This window comes from Deinococcus sp. LM3, from assembly GCF_002017875.1.
Lineage (GTDB): Bacteria > Deinococcota > Deinococci > Deinococcales > Deinococcaceae > Deinococcus.
This window is the reverse complement of sequence record NZ_MUFV01000002.1, coordinates 339,026-361,389: the sequence shown is the minus strand read 5'-3', so window position 1 is coordinate 361,389 and position 22,364 is coordinate 339,026. Positions and strand designations below refer to the sequence as shown.

The 22,364-nt window shown below is 69.9% G+C and carries 16 protein-coding genes and 1 riboswitch; of the genes, 4 read left to right on the top strand and 12 right to left on the bottom strand.

All coding sequences use genetic code 11. The features are described from left to right. Nucleotides 1-12 precede the first annotated feature (12 nt). Nucleotides 13-915, bottom strand: coding sequence for an ABC transporter substrate-binding protein (locus BXU09_RS15715; protein ID WP_078305347.1), 903 nt, complete (start codon nucleotides 913-915; stop codon nucleotides 13-15). 178 nt (nucleotides 916-1,093) lie between these two features. Then, a riboswitch (cobalamin riboswitch) is annotated at nucleotides 1,094-1,225 on the bottom strand. A gap of 77 nt (nucleotides 1,226-1,302) precedes the next feature. Then, nucleotides 1,303-2,733, bottom strand: coding sequence for a replication initiator protein A (locus BXU09_RS15710; RefSeq protein ID WP_078305276.1), 1,431 nt, complete (start codon nucleotides 2,731-2,733; stop codon nucleotides 1,303-1,305). A 788-nt stretch (nucleotides 2,734-3,521) separates the two neighbouring features. Between BXU09_RS15710 and BXU09_RS15705 the strand changes: the two genes are divergently transcribed. After that, on the top strand, nucleotides 3,522-4,298 hold the full coding sequence (locus BXU09_RS15705; RefSeq protein ID WP_078305275.1) for a ParA family protein: 777 nt from the start codon (nucleotides 3,522-3,524) through the stop codon (nucleotides 4,296-4,298). After that, nucleotides 4,295-5,188 (top strand): ParB/RepB/Spo0J family partition protein, encoded by an 894-nt coding sequence (locus BXU09_RS15700; RefSeq protein WP_078305274.1) that lies wholly within the window; start codon nucleotides 4,295-4,297, stop codon nucleotides 5,186-5,188. Before BXU09_RS15705 ends, BXU09_RS15700 begins: the two co-directional genes overlap by 4 nt. Before the next feature lie 102 nt (nucleotides 5,189-5,290). Here BXU09_RS15700 and BXU09_RS15695 read toward each other — a convergent pair whose 3' ends face one another. The 7 genes from BXU09_RS15695 to BXU09_RS15665 form a co-directional block, all read right to left on the bottom strand. Further along, nucleotides 5,291-8,680, bottom strand: coding sequence for an EAL domain-containing protein (locus tag BXU09_RS15695; RefSeq protein WP_078305273.1), 3,390 nt, complete (start codon nucleotides 8,678-8,680; stop codon nucleotides 5,291-5,293). 181 nt (nucleotides 8,681-8,861) lie between these two features. Beyond that, nucleotides 8,862-9,548, bottom strand: a complete 687-nt coding sequence (locus tag BXU09_RS15690; protein ID WP_078305272.1) for a hypothetical protein — start codon at nucleotides 9,546-9,548, stop codon at nucleotides 8,862-8,864. Nucleotides 9,549-9,844: 296 nt separating this feature from the next. Continuing rightward, entirely contained in the window at nucleotides 9,845-13,267 is a 3,423-nt protein-coding gene (locus tag BXU09_RS15685; RefSeq protein ID WP_078305271.1) for an efflux RND transporter permease subunit, read from the bottom strand. After that, entirely contained in the window at nucleotides 13,264-14,571 is a 1,308-nt protein-coding gene (locus BXU09_RS15680) for an efflux RND transporter periplasmic adaptor subunit (RefSeq protein WP_240501408.1), read from the bottom strand. Before BXU09_RS15680 ends, BXU09_RS15685 begins: the two co-directional genes overlap by 4 nt. 2 nt (nucleotides 14,572-14,573) lie before the next feature. Further along, entirely contained in the window at nucleotides 14,574-15,617 is a 1,044-nt protein-coding gene (locus tag BXU09_RS15675; RefSeq protein ID WP_078305270.1) for a TolC family protein, read from the bottom strand. Further along, a complete protein-coding gene (locus BXU09_RS15670) occupies nucleotides 15,614-17,104 on the bottom strand; it encodes a TolC family protein (RefSeq protein WP_240501406.1) in 1,491 nt (496 codons plus the stop codon). The genes BXU09_RS15675 and BXU09_RS15670 overlap by 4 nt, the downstream gene beginning before the upstream one ends. A 159-nt stretch (nucleotides 17,105-17,263) precedes the next feature. Continuing rightward, nucleotides 17,264-17,857: a TetR/AcrR family transcriptional regulator gene (locus BXU09_RS15665; RefSeq protein WP_078305269.1), complete on the bottom strand. Its 594-nt coding sequence runs from the start codon at nucleotides 17,855-17,857 to the stop codon at nucleotides 17,264-17,266. 132 nt (nucleotides 17,858-17,989) lie between these two features. Between BXU09_RS15665 and BXU09_RS15660 the strand changes: the two genes are divergently transcribed. Both BXU09_RS15660 and BXU09_RS15655 read left to right on the top strand, forming a co-directional pair. Next, nucleotides 17,990-18,289, top strand: coding sequence for a recombinase family protein (locus tag BXU09_RS15660; protein ID WP_078305268.1), 300 nt, complete (start codon nucleotides 17,990-17,992; stop codon nucleotides 18,287-18,289). A 37-nt stretch (nucleotides 18,290-18,326) separates the two neighbouring features. Next, a complete protein-coding gene (locus BXU09_RS15655; RefSeq protein ID WP_078305267.1) occupies nucleotides 18,327-18,614 on the top strand; it encodes a PAAR domain-containing protein in 288 nt (95 codons plus the stop codon). A gap of 69 nt (nucleotides 18,615-18,683) precedes the next feature. On the opposite strand, the gene BXU09_RS15650 is transcribed toward BXU09_RS15655, so the two are convergent. The 3 genes from BXU09_RS15650 to ureG form a co-directional block, all read right to left on the bottom strand. Further along, nucleotides 18,684-20,756: a beta-galactosidase gene (locus tag BXU09_RS15650; RefSeq protein ID WP_078305266.1), complete on the bottom strand. Its 2,073-nt coding sequence runs from the start codon at nucleotides 20,754-20,756 to the stop codon at nucleotides 18,684-18,686. A gap of 115 nt (nucleotides 20,757-20,871) precedes the next feature. Continuing rightward, entirely contained in the window at nucleotides 20,872-21,756 is an 885-nt protein-coding gene (locus BXU09_RS15645; RefSeq protein WP_240501400.1) for an urease accessory protein UreD, read from the bottom strand. Further along, nucleotides 21,684-22,352 (bottom strand): urease accessory protein UreG, encoded by a 669-nt coding sequence (gene ureG, locus BXU09_RS15640; protein WP_078305265.1) that lies wholly within the window; start codon nucleotides 22,350-22,352, stop codon nucleotides 21,684-21,686. The genes BXU09_RS15645 and ureG overlap by 73 nt, the downstream gene beginning before the upstream one ends. Between the last annotated feature and the right edge of the window lie 12 nt (nucleotides 22,353-22,364).

Sequence of the window (22,364 nt, the reverse complement as noted above, 5' to 3'; positions counted from 1 at the left end):
CTAGTTCCGCCGTCACTTCAGGGCCTCCGGGTGAATGAATCGGATCAGGGCGCGCAGCGCGTCCGGCAGGCGCGGCCCCGGACGGCTCAGGGCGTCGCGTTCCTCGGGCGTGGGCGCAAAGACCCGCCCCGCCTTCACGGCCTGCAGTCCGGTCCAGCCGGGACGCCGACGGGCGTCGTCGAGGCTCAGGCCAATCATCACCTGCGGGTTGCTGTTCACGATCCGTTCCGGGTCGAGTTTCGGGAAGTCGCCCAGCGCGGCCGGCACGATGGTCTGCCCGCCCGCCCTGGCGATCAGCGTTCCGATGAACGAGTTCGGCCCGACCGAGTACGGGCTGGGGTCGATCTCGTAGTAGGTGCTGACCTTCGGGAGGCGCAGCACGCTGGCCTGCAGGGTGTTCAGCTCGGCGCGCATGGACGTGACCAGCCGCGTGGCTCCGGCCTCGTGGTTGGTCAGTCTGCCGATCACGGCGATCTTCTCGAACACCTCGTTGAAGGTCTGCCCGGTGCCGCCGTACACGGTCAGGCCCGCCTGCGCGAGCTTCTCGGTCAGCCGCGACCCGCTGGACTCGTCGGCCAGCACCAGGTCGGGTTTCAGGGCCACGATCGCCTCGATGTTCGGCTGGTAGGCGCTGCCGACTTTCGGGAGTTTCTCCACGGCGGCCTTCGGGTAGTTGCTGAACCGGTCGACCGCGATCAGCTGCGCGCCGGCGCCGATGGCGATCAGGGTCTCGGTGTGGCTGGGCAGCATGGACACGATGCGGCGCGGCTGGGTCTTCAGCGTGACGCTGCGGCCCAGGTCGTCGGTGACGGTCAGCGGGTAACTGGTGGCCGAAGCGCCCTGGGTGGCGCCCATGACGGCAGCGATCAGCAGGGCGGCGCAGGGGCGCCGCAGACGGAAAAGCAGATGGGACATGGCGGATAACTCCAGTGCGTACTGGGATGGCAGCCGGAAGCGGGCGCACAGCATGAAAAACCCGCTCCGGCCGGGGGCCAGAGCGGGAACACACGTGGGAAACCCCACGGCTGGGTTCAGGATCACTCATGTCACGGCCCTCTGACGGCGAGAGGTGCCACGCACACACCGGCAATCGGCGTGAACGGGCTTCCCTGAGAGGCATTCGGGCTCACCATGATCGAGTTCCGTTGAACTGACTGGCATACCGCTGCGCGACAGCGCCGGATTCTCACCGGACTTCCCCTACCTCAGGTGCGGCCAGCCTAGCAGACAGGAGCCCGTCGCGTGTGGGGCGCCGCCGGCCCTGCTGGGCGGCGCCAGTACCCGGATATCAATACCCGGGTGTCAGTGCCCGGGCGTCGGCGGCTGGTCCCTGAGTGCCTGCATCTTGACGGCCAGACGGGTGCGCAGGTCGCGCACGACGGTGCTCTTCTGGCCGCCGCTGATGCCCTTGATGGCCCAGGCCTTGATCTCCAGCGGGTCTTCCAGGCCCTCGTCGAGTGCCAGCCGCAGCGTGTCGAGTTCCTGGAGTTTGAGGTCGTTCCGCAGCAGGAAGGTCAGGGTGCGCATGACTTCCTCGACCTGTTTCTCGCGCGGCTCGCCCCGCAGCAGGGCGTCCGCGTCTACTTCTTCCTCAGAAGCCCGTAAAGGGGCCTCGAACAGGCTGGGCTGACCCGAGGGGCGCAGCTTGGCCTGCTGCGCCTTGCTGGTGCCTTTCCGGGACTCAGAGACCCCTTCGGGCAGCTGGTACTTGCCTGGGTTCTTCAGAACGTCCACGAAGAAGGCCGGTTTTGACCGTGGCTTGTACCCCGCCGCCAGGATCGCCTTGCAGCGCACGACCGCGTCGTCCACCGTCTGCTCGCCGTGCTCACGCACGAGTTGCAGCGCGCGGGTCTGCGTGACGCCCAGATCCGCGAGTTCCTGCAGCAGGGCCGGATCCGGCGGAATGAACGCCTCACCGAAGGTGTACTGCAGCAGCTTTTTCTTCCCGCGCCCCAGGTACTCGACGTTCTTCAGGAAGCCCTTCTCGATCAGTTCCTCGTGGGCGGCGTCCAGGGTGCGCTGCGCCATGCTGGGCCGGTCGGTCACGATCTTGCAGGCCTCCGCCCACTCCATCAGGCCCACCTGGTAGGCCATCGCCACCGCGTCCGGGTTTTCCGGGTCGCGGCGCTGGGCGTCAAGCAGGCGGTACAGCGCCCGTGTCGGGGGGCGCTTGAGGGTCTGCATGAACGACAGGTCCAGTGATTTGATGTACCCGGCGCGCACGCTGCGCGAGATCTCCTGCGGCAACGTGATGCGCAGCACGCTGGACGCGTCGAGCTTCTCGGCCTCCCCGGAGGTGAACTCGATGCGGTCGATGTACCGGAAATTCACGTTCGTCCAGCGGCCCCGTGGATGGTCGCGCCACCCTTCGGAAATGAAATACGTCGTGGTGGTCAGGCGTTTCAGGCTTTCATCCAGTGAGGCGTAGTACCGGCCGCTGGTGTCCAGTCCGGCCATCTGCAGCAGCTGGTACGGCGTGCAGGTCACCGCGCCGTCTGCCGGTGATCCCTGGTCGATGTACAGGTTGACCAGCGCGGCACTGATGTCGGTGTCTATGCCGTGCGGGACGCCGTATTCGGGCAGGGCCTGACAGGTCACGCGGTAGCGGCGGTCGCCGTCCTCGAGCTCGACGCTCCAGTCCCGGTAGTCGGCCGGAATGCGTTCCTGCACGCTGATCAGACTCAACCGGGCGATGTTGAGTTCGTCGAAGCGTTTGATTCCCTTGTCGGCCACTGCCCATTCCCCCTGTGTGTTTGTTGTTTTTCTTTTTGTTTAAATCTCTTAAAAGAATAATATATGTTGTCAACAACAAGAGCCCGACCCAGACGCGTGCTGCACGGCATTTTTCGGGTGAAACGGCGCAAGTTGTCCGATAGTTTGGCGCAAGTTGTCCGATAGTTTAGGCCCTTTTTCGGCGCAAGTTGTCCGATACCCGGAGGCGAACGGCGCAAGTTGTCCGATAGTTTTGGCGCAAGTTGTCCGATAGGTGGACTTTGCAAACGGCGCAAGTTGTCCGATACCTGTGGATAAAAACGGCGCAAGTTGTCCGATAGTTTGACCCGAAACGGCGCAAGTTGTCCGATAGTCGGCACTACACGATATTCACGGCAAAAAATGTCGTCCTGGAAGGCAGGATTTCTACAACGGCGCAAGTTGTCCGATAGTGGCTCTCTCTGAAACGGCGCAAGTTGTCCGATAGTGGAAAAATAGTCTCTGGGACAAATAAAACTCTTGCTATCTGTCGGGTGCGTATTTTTTCCGACATGGAGCCTCCACCGTGGGGAGGTTTCTTCGGGTCGCGCCGGTTGATGGCTCTTTCCCCTCCGAAGTGACGGAGGGGTGCATGCCGCACCGGCATTATTTAGTTCGACATTAAACTGAATGCCGGCCTGTCAGGCCGCTTTTCAGAAAAACGGCGCAAGTTGTCCGATAGTCCCCGGCCCCTCCTCACTCGTCACATGACGAGCAGAAGCGCCCTTCCAGGCGACAGAGGGGCTGCCGACGCGCTAGGCTGCGCAGCAATGCGCACCCTGACGCTTTTCAACCACGCTGGCGGAGTCATGAAGTCCAGTCTCACCCGCGACGTCGGCTACACGCTCGCCGCCGCCGGGCAGCGCGTGCTGCTGGTCGACCTCGACCCTCAGGCGAACCTGACCGACTGGCTGGGCGTGACCGGCGTGACGCGCGAACAGACCGTCTACGACACCGCCACCCGCGGTGACGCCCTCCCCTCCCCTGTTCATGTCCACGGACTCGACCTGATTCCCAGCGATGTCTCGCTCGCCCTCGCGGAGGGACAGATGATGGGCGTCGTCGGCGCGCACCTGCACCTGCGCCAGGCACTCGGGACGTGGTCGGACCGCTACGACGCCGTGCTGATCGACAGCCCGCCCAGCCTCGGACAGCTGTCCATCCTGGGCGCCCTCGCTGCCGACCACCTGATCGTGCCCGTGCCCACCCGCCAGAAAGGCATGAACGCCCTGGCCGGACTGGCCGAGGCCATGGCCACCTACCGTAAGCTCCGGCCGGACCTGACGGTCGCGCTGTACGTGCCTACCCTCTTCGACGCCCGCCGCTCGCACGACCGCGAGGCCCTGACCGCCCTGAAGGGCCTGCTGAACCCGCTGGCCAGCCCCATCGCGGACCGCGGCGCCGTCTGGAACGACAGCGCCAGCGCCGGACAGCCGGTCGGTGTGTACGCGCCGGGCTCCCCTGTTCACCGCGACGTGCTGCGCGTCACGGCGGAAATCGCGCGGGCCGCCGGCCTGAACGTGCAGATCGAGGAGGCGCCGGCATGACCCGCAAGACCCGACCCGTCATCGGCGCGCGCCTGAGCGGACTGGTCGCCGGCGTGGACACGCTCGCGCAGCCCGCCACCACCAGCCTCAGCACCGCGCTGCTGGACCCGGGTGAATTCCAGCCCCGCTACTACTTCAACCCGGACGCCCTGGAAGACCTGACCCGCAGTGTCCGGGAACAGGGTGTCCTGCAACCCCTGCTGGTCCGCCCGACCGCGTCCGGTCGCTACGAGATCGTGGCCGGCGAACGCCGCTGGCGCGCCGCCCGTCAGGCCGGCCTGACCGAGGTGCCGGTCCTGATCCGCACCCTGAGCGACAGTGAGGCCCGGCTGGCGGCCGCCGTCGAGAACCTGCAACGCGAGGATCTGAACGTCATGGAAGAGGTCAGGGCCAAACTGCAGGTGGCCTCGGTGACGCTGGGCGTTCCGGAAGACGGCGTGGTCGCGCGCATGTTCGCCCTGGACCGGCATGCCGACACCGAGCCGGAACTGATCGCACGCCTGGACGCCGCCTTCGGGGCGCTGGGCCGGGAATCCTGGCGTTCGTTCATCCGCAACCGGGCCGCCCTGCTGAACCTGTCCGAGGACCTGCAGGAAGCGGTGCGCACCGGACTGGACTACCGCAAGGCCCTGGTCATCGGCCGCGCCGAACGCCCGGACCTGCGGGAAGCCATGCTGGAAGCCGCCGCGGCCGGCGCGACCGTCGCGGCGCTGCGTGAGATGCTGCGCGGACCCGCACAACCCACCCAGGACGTGTTCGTCACGGTGGCCCAGCAGCTGCGCGACCGCCGCGCCGTGACGCGCCTTGACGCCCGGCAGCGTGCCCGCGCGGAGAAACTGCTCGCGCAACTCAGCGCCCTGCTGAGCGGGCAGGCCAGCGACACCGACTGACCGCGGCGTCATACGGACTCCGATTAAAGGGGCTGCAAAGACCCTTCAATCCGAGCAAAGCGACTCGTAGAGCTGCTCCCGCCCTGCCCGGCGGGTGCCCGGTCATGCCTTGCGGCTATTGCGGGAGAGCGTCTGGATCTCCGGGGCGAGGGTCAGGCCGTGTGGCCCGGCGATGAGTCCGGCGGCCGGGACCGGTCGACTCACCTGATAGCCCTGCACGAACTGCACGCCGAGCGCGTCGAGGACCTGTCGTTCGATGGCCGTCTCGACGCCCTCGACGATCACCTGCACGCCGAGTTCCTCTCCCATGCGCAGCATGGCGCTCAGCAGCGAGCGGCGGCGCGGGGTCGCGTCGACGTTCTGAACGAACGACCGGTCGATCTTCACCAGGTCCACCGGCAACTGCTCCAGCATGCTGAGGCTGGAGTGGCCGGTCCCGAAATCGTCGAGCGCGATGCGGACGCCCAGCGCCTGCAGGGCCTTCAGCTGCCGCAGGACAGGCTGCACGTCCCCCACCGCTTCGGATTCGGTGAGTTCCGTGATCAGCTGCGACGGTTGACAGCCGGTTTCCCGCAGAATCCGCGCCACGCGAAGGGCGAAGTCGGGAGTTTTCATCTCACCGCCGCTGACGTTCACGTGCACGCGGACCGGATGCCCGGTGACCTGACTCCACCCGCGCACCTGGGTCAGCGCGGCGCGCAGGACCTGTTCGCCCAGCAGACCCATCAGGCCAGCTTCCTCGGCGACGGGAATGAACTCGGTCGGTGAGACGCAGCCGAGTTCGGCGTCCTCCCAGCGGGCCAGTGCCTCGACGTCCAGCCAGCCCGGCTGACCAAGGCGCTCGATGGGCTGGTACTCCACGGTCAGTCCCCCGGACCGCAGGGTGAGCCGCAGGCGTTCCTCGATCGCCACGCGCCGCGCGTGCTGCCGCTCGAGGATCTCCGTGTACTCGCTCCAGCGGCTGCGGCCCTGCTGTTTGGCGTCGTGCAGCGCGAGGTCAGCTCCCTTGAACCACGCGTCGGCGTCCCAGTCGGTATCGGTGTTCGCGCACAGACCGATGGATACCTGCGGGTGCAGTGTGACGCCCCGCAGCGAGACCGGCTGTTCGAGTAGCGGCAGCAGGTGGGAGACCAGTTCACGGGCCGCCTGCGCCGTCAGGCCGGGCAGGACCACGCCGAACTCGTCTCCGGCGAGCCGGCTGCACAGCCCGTCACGGACCTGCTGCTGGAGGCGGCGGGCGATCACCTGCAGCAGGTCGTCCCCGATGTGATGGCCGTACGTGTCGTTGACCAGCTTGAAGCGGTCCAGGTCGAGGAGCAGCACCGCTCCCCCCTGCCGGTGTCCGGTGAGGGCCTGCACCGCCTGGTTGAACATCCGGCGGTTGGGCAGCCCGGTCAGTTCGTCCTGCTGCGCCTGCACTTCCAGTTGCTGCCGGAGCAGGTGAGGTTCGGTCACGTCCTTCACGGAGACGATCACGCCGCGCCGTCCGTCGTGCTGCCAGGGAACGGCGTTCATGGAGACCCACTGCACGCTGTGCGGCAGGTGCCGCCGGACCAGGGCGTCGCGTACCGCCTGCCCGGTCTGCAGGGCCGTGAACGCCGGGTACTGTGACGGTTCGAGTCTCCGGCCGTCCGGGTCGTGCAGTTGCCAGCCCGGATCGAAGATGTTGGGCATGTCCTCCACGCGCTCCAGTCCGGCGAGTTGAAGGGCCGGGCCGTTGGCCTGCCGGATGGTGCCGTCCTCGGTGCACAGGACCAGCGCCTCGTCCAGAGCGTCAATGATGTGCCGGCCCTGTTCCTCCCGGCGCTTGAGCGTCCAGGCCAGCAGGGCCCGCTGCGCGCCCTGTCCCAGGTAGGGCTGAATCCAGCGCAGGTGATCACGGACCTCCGGAGACAGCGGCGCGGCGGCGCCGGCGATCAGCAGCAGCACGTGAAAGCCGGCGTCGGTCCGCAGCGGAAGAGCCAGGACGGCTTCCGATCCCGCTCGCACGTCCGCCTGGGTGAGGTAGTCGGGGCGGAGCGTTCCTTCCGGCGTGATCCAGGTGGGCACGCCGGAGTCGAGTGCGCTCCACAGGACGTCACTTCTGTCCGGGAAGGTCGCGCGCTCCGGGTTCTCTGGCCGGTCCTGGGCCTGATGCGCCAGGATATGCACAGTGTGGCGGGGCCCGGTCAGCCGGACGATCTGGGCCGCCCTTCCCTGGCAGGCGGCGCGGGCGGCGTGCAGAACGGCATGCAGCAGTTCCTGTGGTTCCACGGCCGTGCCCAGCTGCTGCAGCACCTGCTGGATGATTCCCTGGCGCCGCTCCATCTGCCGGCGCTCGGTGACGTCGCTCATGGTGCCCATCCAGGCGCGCAGTGTTCCGTCCGGTCCGTGGATGGGCACGGCCTGCACCTGTCCATACAGGGACGCGCCGTCCGGCCCCAGGACCGGCAGGTCGAAGCTGATGGGACGCGGCTGGTCCTGCGCGTCCCGGATCAGTTGCAGGTAACGGGTGCGGGCCTCGGGTGTCAGCTGGGCGAGATATCCGAAGCCCCGGTACGACTCGAACGGCTGTCCCGTGAAAGCCTCCCACTGTGGAAGTGGAGAGCGGACCTGAAAGTCGGCGTCGGCCTCCCACACGAAATCGTGAGTGGTGTCCAGCAGCACCCGGGAACGCTCTCCGGCCGCGCGCACGCCCTCGAACAGCCGGGCGCGTGTCAGGGCCGCCGCGCCGGACGAGGCCAGCAGGCGCAGTCCGGCCTGGAAGGTCGGGTCTGTGGTCGGCACGGGCGCAGTGAGTTCCAGTAACAGCGCTCCCAGGGACCGCTCACCGGCGTGAAGGGGCAGGCCGAGCACCTCGCCGGCTTCGGGAGACAGGTCCAGTACCGGGTACCGCTGGGGCATGGTCGACGGCTCCAGCCGCAGCGGGCGGCCAGTGCGGAACACCTCGGCGGCGGGATGGTCGGCGTTCACCGGGAGTCGTGCGCCCGCAGGCTGGCCGGTCTGCGTGGACGTTGATGCGGTGTGAACCACCAGTGCGTGATCCTGCGGATCATGAAGGTACAGCCGGACGCCACCCGCCACGGCGGCACTCAGGGAGTCCAGCAGGACACCGATCACTTCATCCACAGTGGTGGCCCCTATCAGGGCATGCTGCGATGCCAGCAACGGTTCGAGCAGGTCCGGGCGGCCTGTCTGCTGTTCCCAGAGGCTCAGGCACAGCGTGTCTCCGTCCTGTTCGAGGTGGGCCGTGACCCGCGCTTCCCCCAGGGTGACCTGCCACGTGTCCTCCGGGTATTGCCCGGGCGACGGTCGCTCAGGCCATGTGAGCCACGCCTGCATCGCCGGGAACAGGTCCGTGAACTTCTGGCCGGGTTGCAGGGACTGCCCGGCCAGTCGGGCCGGCGCCGGTCCGGCACTCAGGATGATCCCCCTGGGATCCAGCCTGACGGTCAGATCGGGTGTCCGGGTGACTGGAAGCGCCCAGTTGATTGGCGGCAGGTCAGGGTGCATTGGCGTCGTCTCTCCAGAGGTTGAATCGTGATCGGCGTGCCTCTGTCCAGCTGTGACCGGGCACGGGGACGTCTGATGTTCGGGTGAAGCAGTCGGGATGAACGGTCTTGCCAGTGCCTGGGGTCGGCCGGCCCTGCTTTGAGGATGACAGGAACGGTCCGGGCTGTCAGCTGTTCCCGGGTCAGCTGTCTTCGTCGGTGGTGAGGTCCAGCAGCGCGCTGTCGCCCGGCATCAGGGCGTAGTCGCACAGTGCCAGGAAGGCCTGATCGGCCGCGGCAGCACTGACGCCCACGCTCAGGTCGACCTCGCCCAGCTGGTTCAGGACGTAGTTCACGGCCCGCTCGGCGCGGATCTCACTCGGCAGGACCGTGACGGCCTGCGGCGTGGCTTCCACACGCAGGACGCCCTGGAACGGTCCGTCCTGCCACCACTCCCGCAGGGCGGCGGCGGCCTGCTCGGTCGCCAGACGCAGGCCGTGCGGATGGGTGGCCCGCACCAGCAGCGGCGCGCCCGACCGCCGCAGCAATTCCACGTGCAGGCCCAGTTGCCCCAGCTGATCGACGTGCTGCGCCGCCTGATAGGCCAGTTCGAGCGCCTGTTCCGCTCCGCGCTGCGCTTCCAGGCTCAGGCGCCGCCACGCCTCGTCTTCCAGGCCGTCGGGTGTGATGACCGCCGCGCCGTGCAGCAGGATCTGCCATGACGTGAACGAGGCGGGGACGGACAGCAGCCCCTCCTCGTCCAGGCCGGTGACGGGAATGAGTTCCGCGCCGAGCAGCAGGCGGGGCAGCCCGGCCGCCCGGCGCTCCGCCTCGGGGCTGTCCCCGCCGGGCAGCAGGGTGGCGTCGGGATTGATGAAGGCAACGATCATGCCCCATGCTAGGTCGCCGGGCGCGGCTTCCGCTCCATCAACACTTCATGCTTCCATCAACACTTCATGCTCGGCTGCCGGAGGAATCTGCTCGTCACGTGACGAGCAGGAGCGGCCGCGATCCCCGGGTGTCTCCAGATGGCAGGCCTGGGCGTCCCTCCAGACCCCACACCCGGCCTTTCGGATCTGCTCGTCACGTGACGAGCAACTCTGGTTGGCGAGGCTGGCAGGTGAATGGGAACAGAAGAACCGGGCCTCCGCAACTGCTACGGAGGCCCGGCCGGGATGTGGAAAGGTCAGTCTCCGGCGGAGAGGGACGGACCGGGAGCCGGTGCGGGCACCGTCTTCTGGCGGCGGCGTTCGAACTGCCAGAACACGCTGGGCACCACGTAGAAGGTCAGCAGGGTCGAGGTGACCACGCCGCCCAGGATCACGATCCCCAGGCCCCGGCGGAACTCGGCGCCGTCCCCCTGGCCCAGGATCAGCGGGATGCTGATCACCAGGACCGTCAGGGTGGTCATCAGGATCGGCCGGAAGCGCAGCTCGGCCGCCTCGACCAGCGCCTCGCGCAGCGGCAGGGTGCGGGCGCGTTCGGTGACGAACTCCAGGTACAGGATCGAGTTCTTGGTGGACAGGCCCAGCAGGATCACCATGCCGAGCACCGTGATCACGTCGAGGTCCACGCCAAACAGGCTGAGGCTCCAGAGCGCCCCGACCACCGCCAGCGGAATGGGCAGCAGCAGGTAGATCGGGTAGCGGAACGAGTTGAACTGACTGCCCAGCACGAGGTACGTCAGCAGGATCGCCACGACCATCAGGACCGGTCCGTAGAACACGAGGTCCCCGGTCAGGCCGGCGCTGCCGAAGGCGCTGGCGTTCCCGAGGGTCACGCCGTCACGCAGGATGCCGGCCTCCTCGGCGGCCTTCACGATCTCGCCCTGGTACGCGAAGGCGTTCGGGCCGCCCGGCACCAGATTCAGGTCGATGGTGGCGGTGTAGGCCTTGTTCAGGCGGCTGAGGGTCGCCGGAGCCTGCGACACGCTGAACGACCCCAGCTGCGAGAGCGGGACGTTGGCGTTCAGGCCCGGCGAGAACACCGTCTGGGAGAGCAGGCTCTGCTCGTCCTGAATCAGGGACGGATCGAGGCGCACGACGATGTTCACGCTGCGGTCGCCGTCGCGGACGCTGCCGGCGGTGCTGCCGTCGTTGTAGGTGCGCAGGGCCTGCGCGACGTCGCTGGCGCTCAGGCCGGTGCCGGCCAGTTTGGTGGTGTCGGGCAGGAAGGTCCGTTCCTGCCGGGTGGCGCTCAGGCTGCTGTCCACGGTCCGCAGGTTCGGGTCCTGCGACAGCAGGCGCACCAGTTCGCGGTTGCGTTCCAGCAGCAGCGCCTGATTCGGGGCGGTGAGGGCCAGCGTGATGTCGGCGCTGCCGCCCGGTCCGTTCTGCTGGGTGGCGACGCTGACCGTGCTGCCGGGTACGCTGGCCGCGATGGGCTGCAGTTCCTGACCGAACTCCTCGACGAGCGCCTCGATCCCCGGCCGCTCCTCCTTGCTGACCAGGGTGACGGCCAGGGCGCTCTCGTTGGCGTTGTTCCCCCCGGTCGCGCGGCCCGCGCCGACGCTGGTTTCGATCAGGCGCACCTCGGGGCGGGCCAGCAGCAGGTCCTCGACCTGACGGGTGAGACGGTTGGTGGTTTCCAGGTCCGTGCCGGTCGGCAGGGTCACGGACACGTTGAGGCTGCCGCTGTCGGTCTTGGGCGTGAAGGCGAAGCCCACGCCGCGCAGCGCCAGCGGAGCGCTGAACAGGAACGCGCCCGCGATCAGCATGACCAGCCAGGGCCGGTTCAGGGTGCCGTTGAGGCTGCGGGCGTAGCGGCGGGCCACGCCCTGCACCGCGCCGTTCGTCAGGCCGTGCAGGGTGCCGGTGACGGCTTCCAGGACCGCCAGCAGAGAACTGAGCAGGTAACGCACGACCGCCAGGATCAGCGGCGCGAGCAGCGCGGCGACTCCCAGGGCGACCGGCAGCGCCAGACCGGCGCGGGACAGGGCCACGGTGCCCAGCACGCCGGTCAGGGCCAGCCACAGCAGGCCGCCGAGCGTCTTCACGCCGCTCAGTGCAGCCACCAGCAGCGCCGGGAAGCGGCCCAGAACGCCCGGCACCTGCGCCCAGCCGATCGGTTCGGGGTCGCGGGTGTAGGCCATGCGGACCGTCAGGAACAGCAGGCTCTCCAGCCACGACAGCACGATGGCGGCCGCGATGCCCAGCCCGAACTGACTGAAGAACTGCCCCAGAATGCCCGGCATCAGGCTCAGGGGAATCAGCACCGCCAGCAGTGCGAGGCTCGCGGCGGTCACGGCCGAGAAGACCTCACTGCCCCCCAGCAGCACGCTGCGGATAGGGGAGTACCCCATGTCGCGGTAACGCTGCACGTTCTCGCCCACCACGATCGAGTCGTCCACGACGATGCCGATGGCGACGATGATCGCCAGCAGCGAGATGATGTTGAACGTGAAGCCCAGCAGCCCGAACAGCAGCGGCGCGGCGCTGATCGAGATCGGAATGGCCAGCACCACCGACAGCACGGTGGTCAGGCGGCCCAGGAACAGCAGGCAGATCACGCCCACCGCCACAATCGCGATCAGGAACTCCTTGAAGGTGTCGCTGACCGTCGCGCGGGTCTCGCGGGTGGTGTCGCTCGCCAGGCTCAGGCTGTAGCCCGCCGGCAGCCGCTGCGCTTCCATCGCGGCGCGCACGTTGTCGGTCACGGCGACCGAGTTGGTTCCGCTGCCCTTGCGGACGCTGAGCAGCACCGCCGGCTGACCGTTCACGCGCGCCAGACTGGCCGCGCTGACCGCGCCGTCGCGGACGGTGGCCACGTCGGACACCTGCAGGCCCGTGCTGGCGTCCACCGTGATGCGCGCCACGTCCTGCGCGCTGCGGGGCGTGTTGCGGGTCGAGAACTGCGTTTCCACACCGCCGCGCTCGACCGTCCCGGCCGGCAGGTCCAGGGCGCTGGCACCGATGGCCTGCGTCACGCGGGCCGGCGTGAGGTTGTACGACTGCAGCCGCGCCGGGTCGAGCAGCACCTGCACCTGCCGTTCCGGGCCGCCGCTGACCGTCACGTCCGCCACGCCCTCGACGCGTTCGAGGCGCGGCACGAGCACGTCCTCGGCGTAGGTGGTGACCTCGTCGGGCGGGTTGCTGCCGCCCAGCAGCGCGAGGCTGAGGATCGGCGTGGCGTTCGGGTCGAACTTCTGCACGACCGGCGCTTCACTGCCGTCCGGCAGGATGCCCCGGATCGCGGCGACCGCCTGCGACACCGAGTTCGCGGCCGAGTCGATGTTCGTGTCGTCACTGAAGGTGATGATGACCGCCGACTGGTTACTGACCGAGGTGGTGTTGATGTCCACCACGCCCGCCAGGGTGCTGACGGCGTCCTCGACGCGGCGGCTGACCTCGCGGTCCACCTGATCGGGGTTCGCGCCGGGGTAGGAGGTGCTGACCGCCAGGATCGGCACCTCGAAGTTCGGCAGGAGTTCCACGCCCAGCCGCAGCGTGGTGACCAGACCGGCCAGCACGATCATCACGAAGATGCCGATCGAGAACACGTAATTCTTGACGCTGAAGCGCACCAGCGGATGCACCGGCGGTTCCGGCGTGCCGTCCGGCAGGGTCGCGCCGGGCTTCGAGAGGAAGTCTTCCGGGTCGTGGGTACTCACTGGTTACCACTCCCGCCGCGCACGCGGATCTTCGCGCCGTCCTGCAGACTGGCGGGCACCGGCACGATCACCTGCTGACCGGCCGTGACGCCGCTCAGGGCGACCTGACCGCCGCTCTCGGCGATCACCGTGACGGGTGTGCGCTCGGCGACGCCGCCATTGGCGATGTACACCGCGTTCTGGCCGCCGTCGACCTGCACGGCCGAACTGGGAATCAGCACGCCCTGTCCCAGCGTGTTGCGGTAGCGGGCCTGGGCGGTCGCGCCGACCGGGAGTTGCTCGCCGCCCTGCACGCGCGCCGTGACCGGCACCAGCCGGTTGTCGCCCGCGATGCCCGGCGTGCCGGTCACGGTGGCGACGTAGTTCACGCCGGCGTACGTGAGGTTCAGGTCCGTGCCGTCCCGCAGGGCCGGGGCGTCCGCGCTGGGCACACTGAACTTCACGCGGATGCTGCCCGGATCGACCAGTCGCACGACCGGGCTGCCCTGCTGCACGAACTCGCCGACCTCGGCGCTGAGGCTGGCGACCGTGCCGCTGAACGGCGCGCGAACGGCGGTCCGGGCGAGGTTCTGCTGCGCCTGCGCGACCCCGATCTGGGCGCTTTCCAGGTTGGCCTGCTGGAGCGGCACGCTGCTGGCGGCGCTGCGCCCGTTCTGCGCGAGGTTGTTCCGCGCCTGCGCCAGGGCACTCTGCGCCTGCGCGAGTTGCGCCCGGGCCGCTTGAAGGTCCGCGAGGCTCACGCCGCCCAGCCCGTACAGCGTCTCGGCACTCTGCGCGCCGCTCTGAGCCTGCGCCAGCGACGCCTGCGCGGACGTGACGGCCGCCTGCAGGGCGCCGGTGGCCTGCCCGGCCGACGTGCGGGTCTGGTCGAGGCTGATGCGCGCCTGCTGCACCTGCAGCTGCGCGTTCTGGAGCGCCTGCCGCTGCGTGGTGTCGTCGAGCTGCACGAGCACGTCGCCCTGCGCGACCCGGTCGCCCTCGCGGACCAGCACGGCGCGGACGTTCCCGCCGCTCTGCGCGGCGACCTGACTGTCGCGCTGCGCCTCGACCGTCGCCGACGCGCTGCGCTGCACGCTCAGCGTGCCGGTCGCGGCGGTGACGGTCGTGACGTCCAGCGTGGTCGTCTTGGCCGGCGCGGCGTCCAGGTTGTTCGCGGCGGGCGTGTCGGTGGCGGCCGGACCTGCGCTTCCGGCGTCCGGTGCGGCGCAGGCGACCAGGGCGGCGCTGAGCAGCGCGGCGGCTCCCAGCCGACGCAGCCGCGCAGCCGGGCGGACAGGCGGACGGACGGACGGACTGTTCGTCACGGTCACTTCACCAGTCCCGTGACGTCCAGCCCGGCGGCGCTGCCGAGCGCGGCGAGCGCCTTCCAGACGTTCCCGCTCGCCTGCGTGACGTTCAGCGCGGCCTGCTGGGCCTGCACCTGCGCCTGCTGCACGTCGACGGCGGCGGCCGTTCCGGCCCGGAGGCGCGCCTGCGCCTGCGTCAGGCTGGTCTGGGTGTTCGCGAGGCTCTCGCGGGCCAGGGCGACGCGCTCCTGGGCGTCCTGCACCGTGCGGTAGGCGTCACGGACCTGCGTGGCGGCGCTGCGGCTGGCGTCGTCCAGGCTGCGCTGCGCGTTCTGGGCCGCGACGCGCGCGTCCTCCAGCGTGCGGGCGGGCGTGTAGTCGTTGTCCGCGAGTTTCACCTGCAGCGCCGCGAAGGCCGACCCGTTCGCCGCCTGCACCAGGGCCGGGAGGCGCTTGTCCAGTCCGGCCTGCAACGCCGCGAGCGTCACGCTCAGTTTGGGCGGGGCGGGCGGGGCGCTCAGGGTCAGGTCCGTGCCGGCCGGCAGGTTCAGGCTGCGGGCCAGTTGCGCTTCCAGGACCGGCAGCTGCTCGCGGGCGCTCTGAAGGTCCTGACGGTCGCCGTTCAGGGCGTTCTGGGCGCGGCTGACGTCCAGCGTCGTGGCGACCCGCGCGGCGAGGCGGGCCTGCGCGATCTTCAGCTGCCGTTCGCTCAGCGCGACCTGCGCGGCCGCCACGCTCAGGCGCTCGGCGGTGTCGGAGGCGCCTAGGTACTGCGTGATCACCGTCTGCGCGACTCCCAGTTTGGTGGCCGCCAGGGTGGCGGCCTGCCCGGCGACGTCCTGCTCGGCCTGCGTGAGGGTGGTGATGGGCGTGGTCGGGTCGGCGCGCACGGCGCGCAGGTTCGCCTGCGCCTTCTGCAGGTTCGCGCGGGCGGTCGTGACGTCCGCGCCGCTGTCGAGCGCGCGGGTCACGGCGGCCTGCAGCGTCAGGCGGCCGGTCTGGGCGGAGGCGAGGCCGGACACGGCCAGCATCAGGGCAGTCAGGTGGATCAGGGTACGGTTCATCGGGGTCCTCCGGTGGCGAGCAGCGGGTCGAGGTCGGTGGTGGCCTGCGCCAGGGCCAGGGCGGCCAGCGCGGCGGCGTTCTGCTGCGCGGTCAGGTTCAGGGCGCTCTGCCGGGCGGTCAGTTCCGCCTGTTGCAGCTCGAGGGTGGTGATCAGTCCGGCCTCCAGGCGGGCGCGGGCGCTGCCGAGGGCGGCGCGGGCCTGCTCGTCGGTCAGGCGCGCGGCGTTCAGGGCGGCCTGCTCGTCCGTCCAGGTGTCGAACCTGGAACGGACGTCCAGTTCCACGCTCTGCAGGGCGCTGTCGAGCGCCAGCTGCGCCTGCGCCGCGCCGAGTTCCGCCTGCGTGACGGCCGCGCCGCGTCCACTGCCGAGCAGCGGCAGCGAGGCGCTCAGGGACAGCGCGAAGCCGTTCGGTGCGGCGGACGTGTCACGCAGCGGCAGGCTGACCTGCGCGCCCAGCGTGCCGGCCTTCACGTTCAGGCTGCCGCTCACGGTGCGGCCCGGGTTGCCCTGGGCGTCTGCCAGCTGCCCGGCCCGGACACTGGCGGTCAGGTCCGGCAGACGCGCGTCGAGCTGCGCGGCACCCAGACCGGCCTGCGCGTCCCCCAGTCCGGCGCGGGCGCGGGCCACTTCGGGGCGGCGCTGCTGCGCGCGGGCGATCAGGGTCGTCAGGTCGGCCGTGACGGTGACCTGCGGCGGCGGCGCGAAGTCGGCTGCCTGCGCGGGCAGCGTGACGGGCTGGCCCAGCAGGCGCGTCAGGGCGCGGCTGGCCTGCGCGGCGGCGCGGCTGGCGCGGCCCTGCGCAGCGCGGGCGTTTTCCAGTGCGGCCTGCCGGCCCAGCACGGCCTCGGCCGGGAGCAGGCCCTGGGTGCGCTGCGCCTGCGCGATCTCCAGCTGGCGCGTGGCGATGTCCAGTTGCGCGTCGGCCAGACTCAGGCCGGCGGCGGCGCTGCGGGCCGCCTCGTATGCCTGCGCGGCCTGCAGGGTCAGGGCGGCGCGGGTGGCGCGCAGTTCCACGGCAGCGCTGTCCAGGGCGCGCTGGGCGCTGCGCACGCCCTCCAGGGCCGCCGACCAGGGCAGGACGCTCAGGCCGGCCGTGACCGTCAGGGTGGCCGAGGTGTTCCAGCTGCCGCTCTCCCAGGGAAAGCGGGTCAGGGTGCCGTCTGCGCCGGCGGTCAGGCTCAGTCCGGCGCGGGTGCGGGCGCTGTCCAGGGTCAGCTGGGCGGAACGGAACTTCAGGTCGGCGGCCCGCCAGTCGGGCGAACGGCGCAGCCACTCCAGCAGCGCCGCGAATTCAGGAGAGACGGTGACGGTCGGCAGGGGAGAGGTGGCGGGCGTCACCGGGGCAGACAGCGGTGCAGGCGCGGGCGACGTGACCGGCGTCTGCTGGGCCTGGGCGGAGGCCAGCAGGGCGCTCAGGCCCAGCAGCAGCGCCCGGCGGCGCAGGCGGACGGTCCGCTCTGGAGGTGGGAACTTGGATTGGGGCATCGGGAAACCTCGGGACAACGGGAGCGGAGGGGGGAGAGGCGGGCGGCGTACGACCACGGTAGGGGCAGGCGGTGATCGGCGCGTCACCCATCGGTTGTAGGGTCACGGGCGCGCGTATTAAAAAGTGAATACTTACTTACGAATCCGGGGCGGCGCACCTCAGGGCTCCAGTCCGGGCCACATGACGTCCAGCAGGCCCCGCACGAAGCGCGCCGGGTCGACGACCTCGCGCCCCAGGGCCGGCAGCATCTGCTCGCGGTGGATGTAGTGCGTGACCGCTCCCATCAGGGCCAGCGAGGTCACGGCCGCGTCCATCGGCCGGACCCGCCCCAGCTGCGCCTCGGCCTGAAGGTACTCGGCCAGCGCGTCGGCGTCCGAGCGCACCGGGTCGTCCAGGCGTTGCAGCAGCGGGTTGTGGCTGGGGTCGTGCCCGCGTGAGAACATCACCATCAGCTTCGGCAGCAGCGACGTGGCCTCCTGCAGCAGCGCCATCAGGGCGCGCTCCAGGTTGCGGTGAACCTCGCCCTGACCGACGTGTGCCAGCAGTTGCGATCGCCACTGACCGTAGTTTCTCAGGCCGATGGCCGCGACGAACAGATCCTCCTTGGACTGAAAACGGTTGAACAGCGTGCCTTCCGAGACCCCCGCCCGCCGCGCGATGGCAGCGGTGGTGGCCGAGAATCCCTGCTCCAGGAACACCTCGTGCGCGGCCTCGACAATCTGTTCATCGGTAATTGAACGGGGTCTGGCCATATCTGAGTGTTTACTACAATAACGGTGGTCGACAGTGTAGGCTCCCTCACAACCCCCCCCGAACCCACCCTCGAAGGTGCATCATGCAGGCCAGCCCTCCCCATCCGCCCCGCCCCCTTCAGAGGTTTTCCCATGCTCATCGGTTACGCCCGCTCCGCCCAGGACAACAAACAACCCCTCACCCAGATCCGCGAACTGCTTGCCGCCGGCTGTCAGGCCGTCTACATAGACCAGAACAGCGGCGACCACCTCGAACGCCCCACCCTGCACCGCGCCATCGAAAGCCTGCGCCCGGGCGACATCCTCGTCACCCAGAACGGTGACCGCCTGAGCCGCAACCCCGCCCAGACCGGCATCCTGCTCGGACGGGTCGCCGCGCAGGGCGCCGACGTGCGGTTCCTGCACACCACGCCCCGCCAGCCCCCCACCTGAGCAGACCGGCCGCCCCCACCTGCCGTACAGTACGGGTATGCCGCAGGCCGCCCGTTCCGGAGACCACCACACCTGCCCGCTGTACAGCGGCTGGACCCCGCATGTCGGTGGTCCCATCGCCGCCGGCAGTCCCAACGTCCTGATCGGCCGGCAACCCGCCGCGCGCGCCGGTGACTCCTGCGTCTGTCAGGGGCCACCGGACTCCATCGTGCGCGGCAGCGCCACCGTCTTCATCAACGGCCGCCCCGCCGCCCGCATGGGCGACAGTACCGCCCACGGCGGGGTCATCAGCGCCGGGGCGCCCACCGTGAACATCGGCGGCTGACCTCACCCTCCGGCCCCCGGCCCACTCCGGGCGGACAGAGTGGGCCAGGGTGCCGGACAGCAGCTCCGGTCAGGCGACCGGAAATTCCGCGCTGACCTGCTGGACCGTCACGGCACTCACGTCGACCGGCCCGGGGTAGTGGATCAGGGTGACGCTGAACGGCGCGAGGTCCACCTGCGTGCCGGCCCCCCCACGTTCGGGCCGGGCGGGGAAGAAGGTGCCGCCGGCCGGGATCTGCACCCGCTGCGTGCGCTGCGGGTCGGCGCTGAGCAGGTGCAGCAGGTGCGAGCCGTCCGGCAGCTGCGAGACGCTCAGGTCCAGCGTGGCCGGCAGGTCAGTGTGGGGCACGCCCGCGCCGTCCAGCACGCCGCGCAGCACGTCCCGCAGGGCGTGGGCGGGCAGTTCGGTGCCCACGTACCACGCCGTTCCCTGCCCCGCCGTGTGGCGGGTCACGGCGGCCTGACCGGCGTAGAAGCGTCCTTCGTAGGTGGCGACCGCCTCGGCGCCGTCCAGGTGCAGTACGTCACACCAGTCGGTGACGGTCACGGTCTGGCCGTTCAGGGTCACGGTGTTCGTCTGGCCGGGCGGCAGCACGTCCCATTCCTCGACCCACAGGCCCAGCACGTCCCGCAGCGGGCCGCCGTACCCGCCCAGGTGCACGTGTTCCCGGCTGTCCACGACACCCGTGAAGTACCCGGCGATCAGGTGCCCGCCGCGCTGCGTGAAGGCCCGCAGGTCCGCGCCGGTCGCGTCGTCCATCAGGTACAGGTTCGGCAGGACGACCACGTCGTACCCTTCCAGATCGCCGCCGGGCGCAACGAAGTCCACGTTCTGCCCGAGCGTGCGCAGCGCGGCGTACCAGCGGCCCAGCAGCGGCAGCAGCGGCAGGACGCCGGGTTTACTGTCGATGTTCAGCGCCCACCAGTTATGCCAGTCGAACATCACCGCCACCCGCGCGGGCACGCGGGCGTCCAGCAGGGGCGTCAGCTCCCGCAGTTCCGTGCCGAAGTCCGTCACCTCACGCCACACCCGCGACCGCTCCGGGCCGACGTGCTGCACGAGGCCGCTGTGGAATTTCTCCGCACCGGCCTTCGAGGCCCGCCACTGGAAGAACATGATCCCGCTGGCCCCCTTCGCCAGCGCGAGGTGGTTGAGCATCCGCATCTGCCCCGGCGCCTTGGGCGCGTTACGCGTCCGCCAGTTCACGGCGCTCGTCGCCTGCTCCATCAGGATCCAGCGGTTCCCGCCGCCCAGCGACCGGGTCAGGTCGAACACCATGCCCGCCTCCAGGTGCGAGTCCGGCTGACCGGGGTCCGGGTAGGCGTCCAGGGACACCACGTCCTCCTCCTGCGCCCAGCGGAAGTAATCCAGGCCCGGCAGGAACCCCAGGAAGTTCGTGGTGGCGGGCACGTCCGGCGTCATTTCGGTCAGGATGCCGCGTTCCAGGGTGTGCAGTTCCAGGATGTTGTCGCTGGAAAAGCGCCGCCAGTCGAGCTGCTGCGTGGGGTTGGCGTAGGTGGGCGCGCGGCGCGGCGGTTGAATCTCGGCCCAGTCGGTGTACCGCTGACTCCAGAAGGCGGTGCCCCAGGCGTCGTTCAGCGCGTCGATGGTCGCGTAGCGGGCTTCCAGCCACGCGCGGAAGCGGCGGGCGCAGTGCTCGCAGAAACACTGGTCGATGTGGCAGCCGTACTCGTTGTTGATGTGCCACAGCTTCAGCGCCGGGTGCCGCGCATACCGGGTCGCCACGGCGCGCGTCAGGCGGGCCACGCCCTCCCGCAGCGCCGGGTGGCTCGGGCAGTACCCCTGCCGCCCGCCGACTTCCAGTCGCACGCCGTCCACCGTCACCGGGCGAGAATCCGGGTACTTCAGCGAGAACCACGGGGGCGGCGAGGCCGTCGCGGTCGCCAGGTTCACGTCCACGCCGCCTGCGTGCAGCAGGTCCATCACCTCGTCCAGCCACCCGAAATCGAAGTCGCCCTCGCCTCGTTCCAGCTGCGCCCACGAGAAGATGCCCAGCGACACCAGATTCACGCCCGCCTCGTTCATCAGGCGCACGTCCTCGGCCCACACCTCACGCGGCCACTGCTCCGGGTTGTAATCCGCTCCGTAAATCACGCCACCGAACCGACGAATATCGAACATTCCGTTCCCCTCCCTTCCGGCCCTGACGACGCTGCGCGCCGGGTCCCTGCTGTAACGCACCGGACTGTAGCGCGCCCCGTGCAAAGAGGGGCCGGGACCGGACCGGGGGCCGGCGTCAGCGTCTCACCTGCGCCGGTTCCGCGTTCCACAGCTGCCGCCGCAACGACTCGCGCGCGCTCAGCAGGGCCCGGTCGAGGTCCGGTCCCCGGGACGCCACGCCGCGCAGCCACACGGCCCCGCCCGCTGAGACGCCGGACGCCAGGACGCCCGGTACGCCCGGCAGCGTGGTGGGGGGCTCACCACCCACGAACACGCCGGACGCCTGATAGTCGTGGCTGCCCCACACGCCGGGCGCCCGCGTGTGCTCGCCCGGCACGAGCCGCTGCCGGTCCAGGTACACCCGCCGCCCCGCGACGCTGACCTGCACGCGGCTCTGGTACGACGCAAAGGCCAGCCGCTCGCCGGTCTGCACGCGCCCCGACGCGAGCGTCTCGGTCAGGGCGAACTGCGCGCCTTCCTCCAGCTCAGCCGTCAGGGTCTGCGCGAAGGCACTCCCGGCGAAGGGAATCGTGCGTTCCGGGTGGTACTCCAGCCGCCCGCCCGCCGCCACCTGAAACTGAACGTCCTGCGTGGCGGGCCGCCCGTCCGGCGAGGGCTGCACCCGCGTGGCCGACTGCGTGAGGATCAGCACCCGCGCGCCTCCCTCGACCGTCACGCGGATCTCGGCGTGATCGCCGCCCAGCACGCCGCCGGTCGGGTTCACGATGAAGACCATCAGCGTTCCGCACGGCAGTTCGAAGGGCCGGATGACCATCAGCGGGGCTTTCTGCGTGTCGCGCAGCAGCGCGGTGCGCCCGCCCCGCACGCCGAAGTGCAGGTGCAGGACGCCCGTGCGCGTGCGGGCCAGCAGCGCGGAAGGAGACAGGGTCAGACCGGCGCTCCCGGCAACCCCACGCGGGGCGGCGGCACGTCCCGGAACAGCAGGTCGTGCTCGATCCACGCGATCACGTCCGCCAGCCCGTCGCCGCTCTTGAGGTTCGTGAACACGTACGGCCGCAGCTCGCCCTGAACGGTGCGGCCCGCGCGGGCATCGGCGTCCATCACGCGCAGGTCGGCGCCCACCAGCGGCGCCAGATCCGTCTTGTTGATCACCAGCAGATCACTCGCGCGGATGCCGGGGCCACCCTTGCGCGGCACCTTCTCGCCGCCGGACACGTCCAGCACGAAAATCCACGCGTCCACCAGCTCCGGCGAGAAACTGGAGGCGAGATTGTCGCCGCCCGACTCGATGAACAGCAGTTCCAGGCCCGGGTACTCGCTGGTCAGCGCCTCGGCTGCCTCCTGGTTCAGCGAGGAATCCTCACGGATCGCGGTGTGCGGGCAGCCGCCCGTCTGCACGCCCCGGATCCGCCCGGCCGGGAGGGCCGCCGCCGCTGTCAGGATCCGCTGATCCTCGAAGGTATAGATGTCGTTCGTGATGACGGCCAGCTCGAAGCGGTCCCGCAGCGCGCGGCACAGCGCCTCCAGCAGCGCCGTCTTGCCGCTGCCGACCGGGCCGCCCACGCCGATCCGCAGGGGAGAGGAAGGTTGGGTCATGGGAACTCCTTT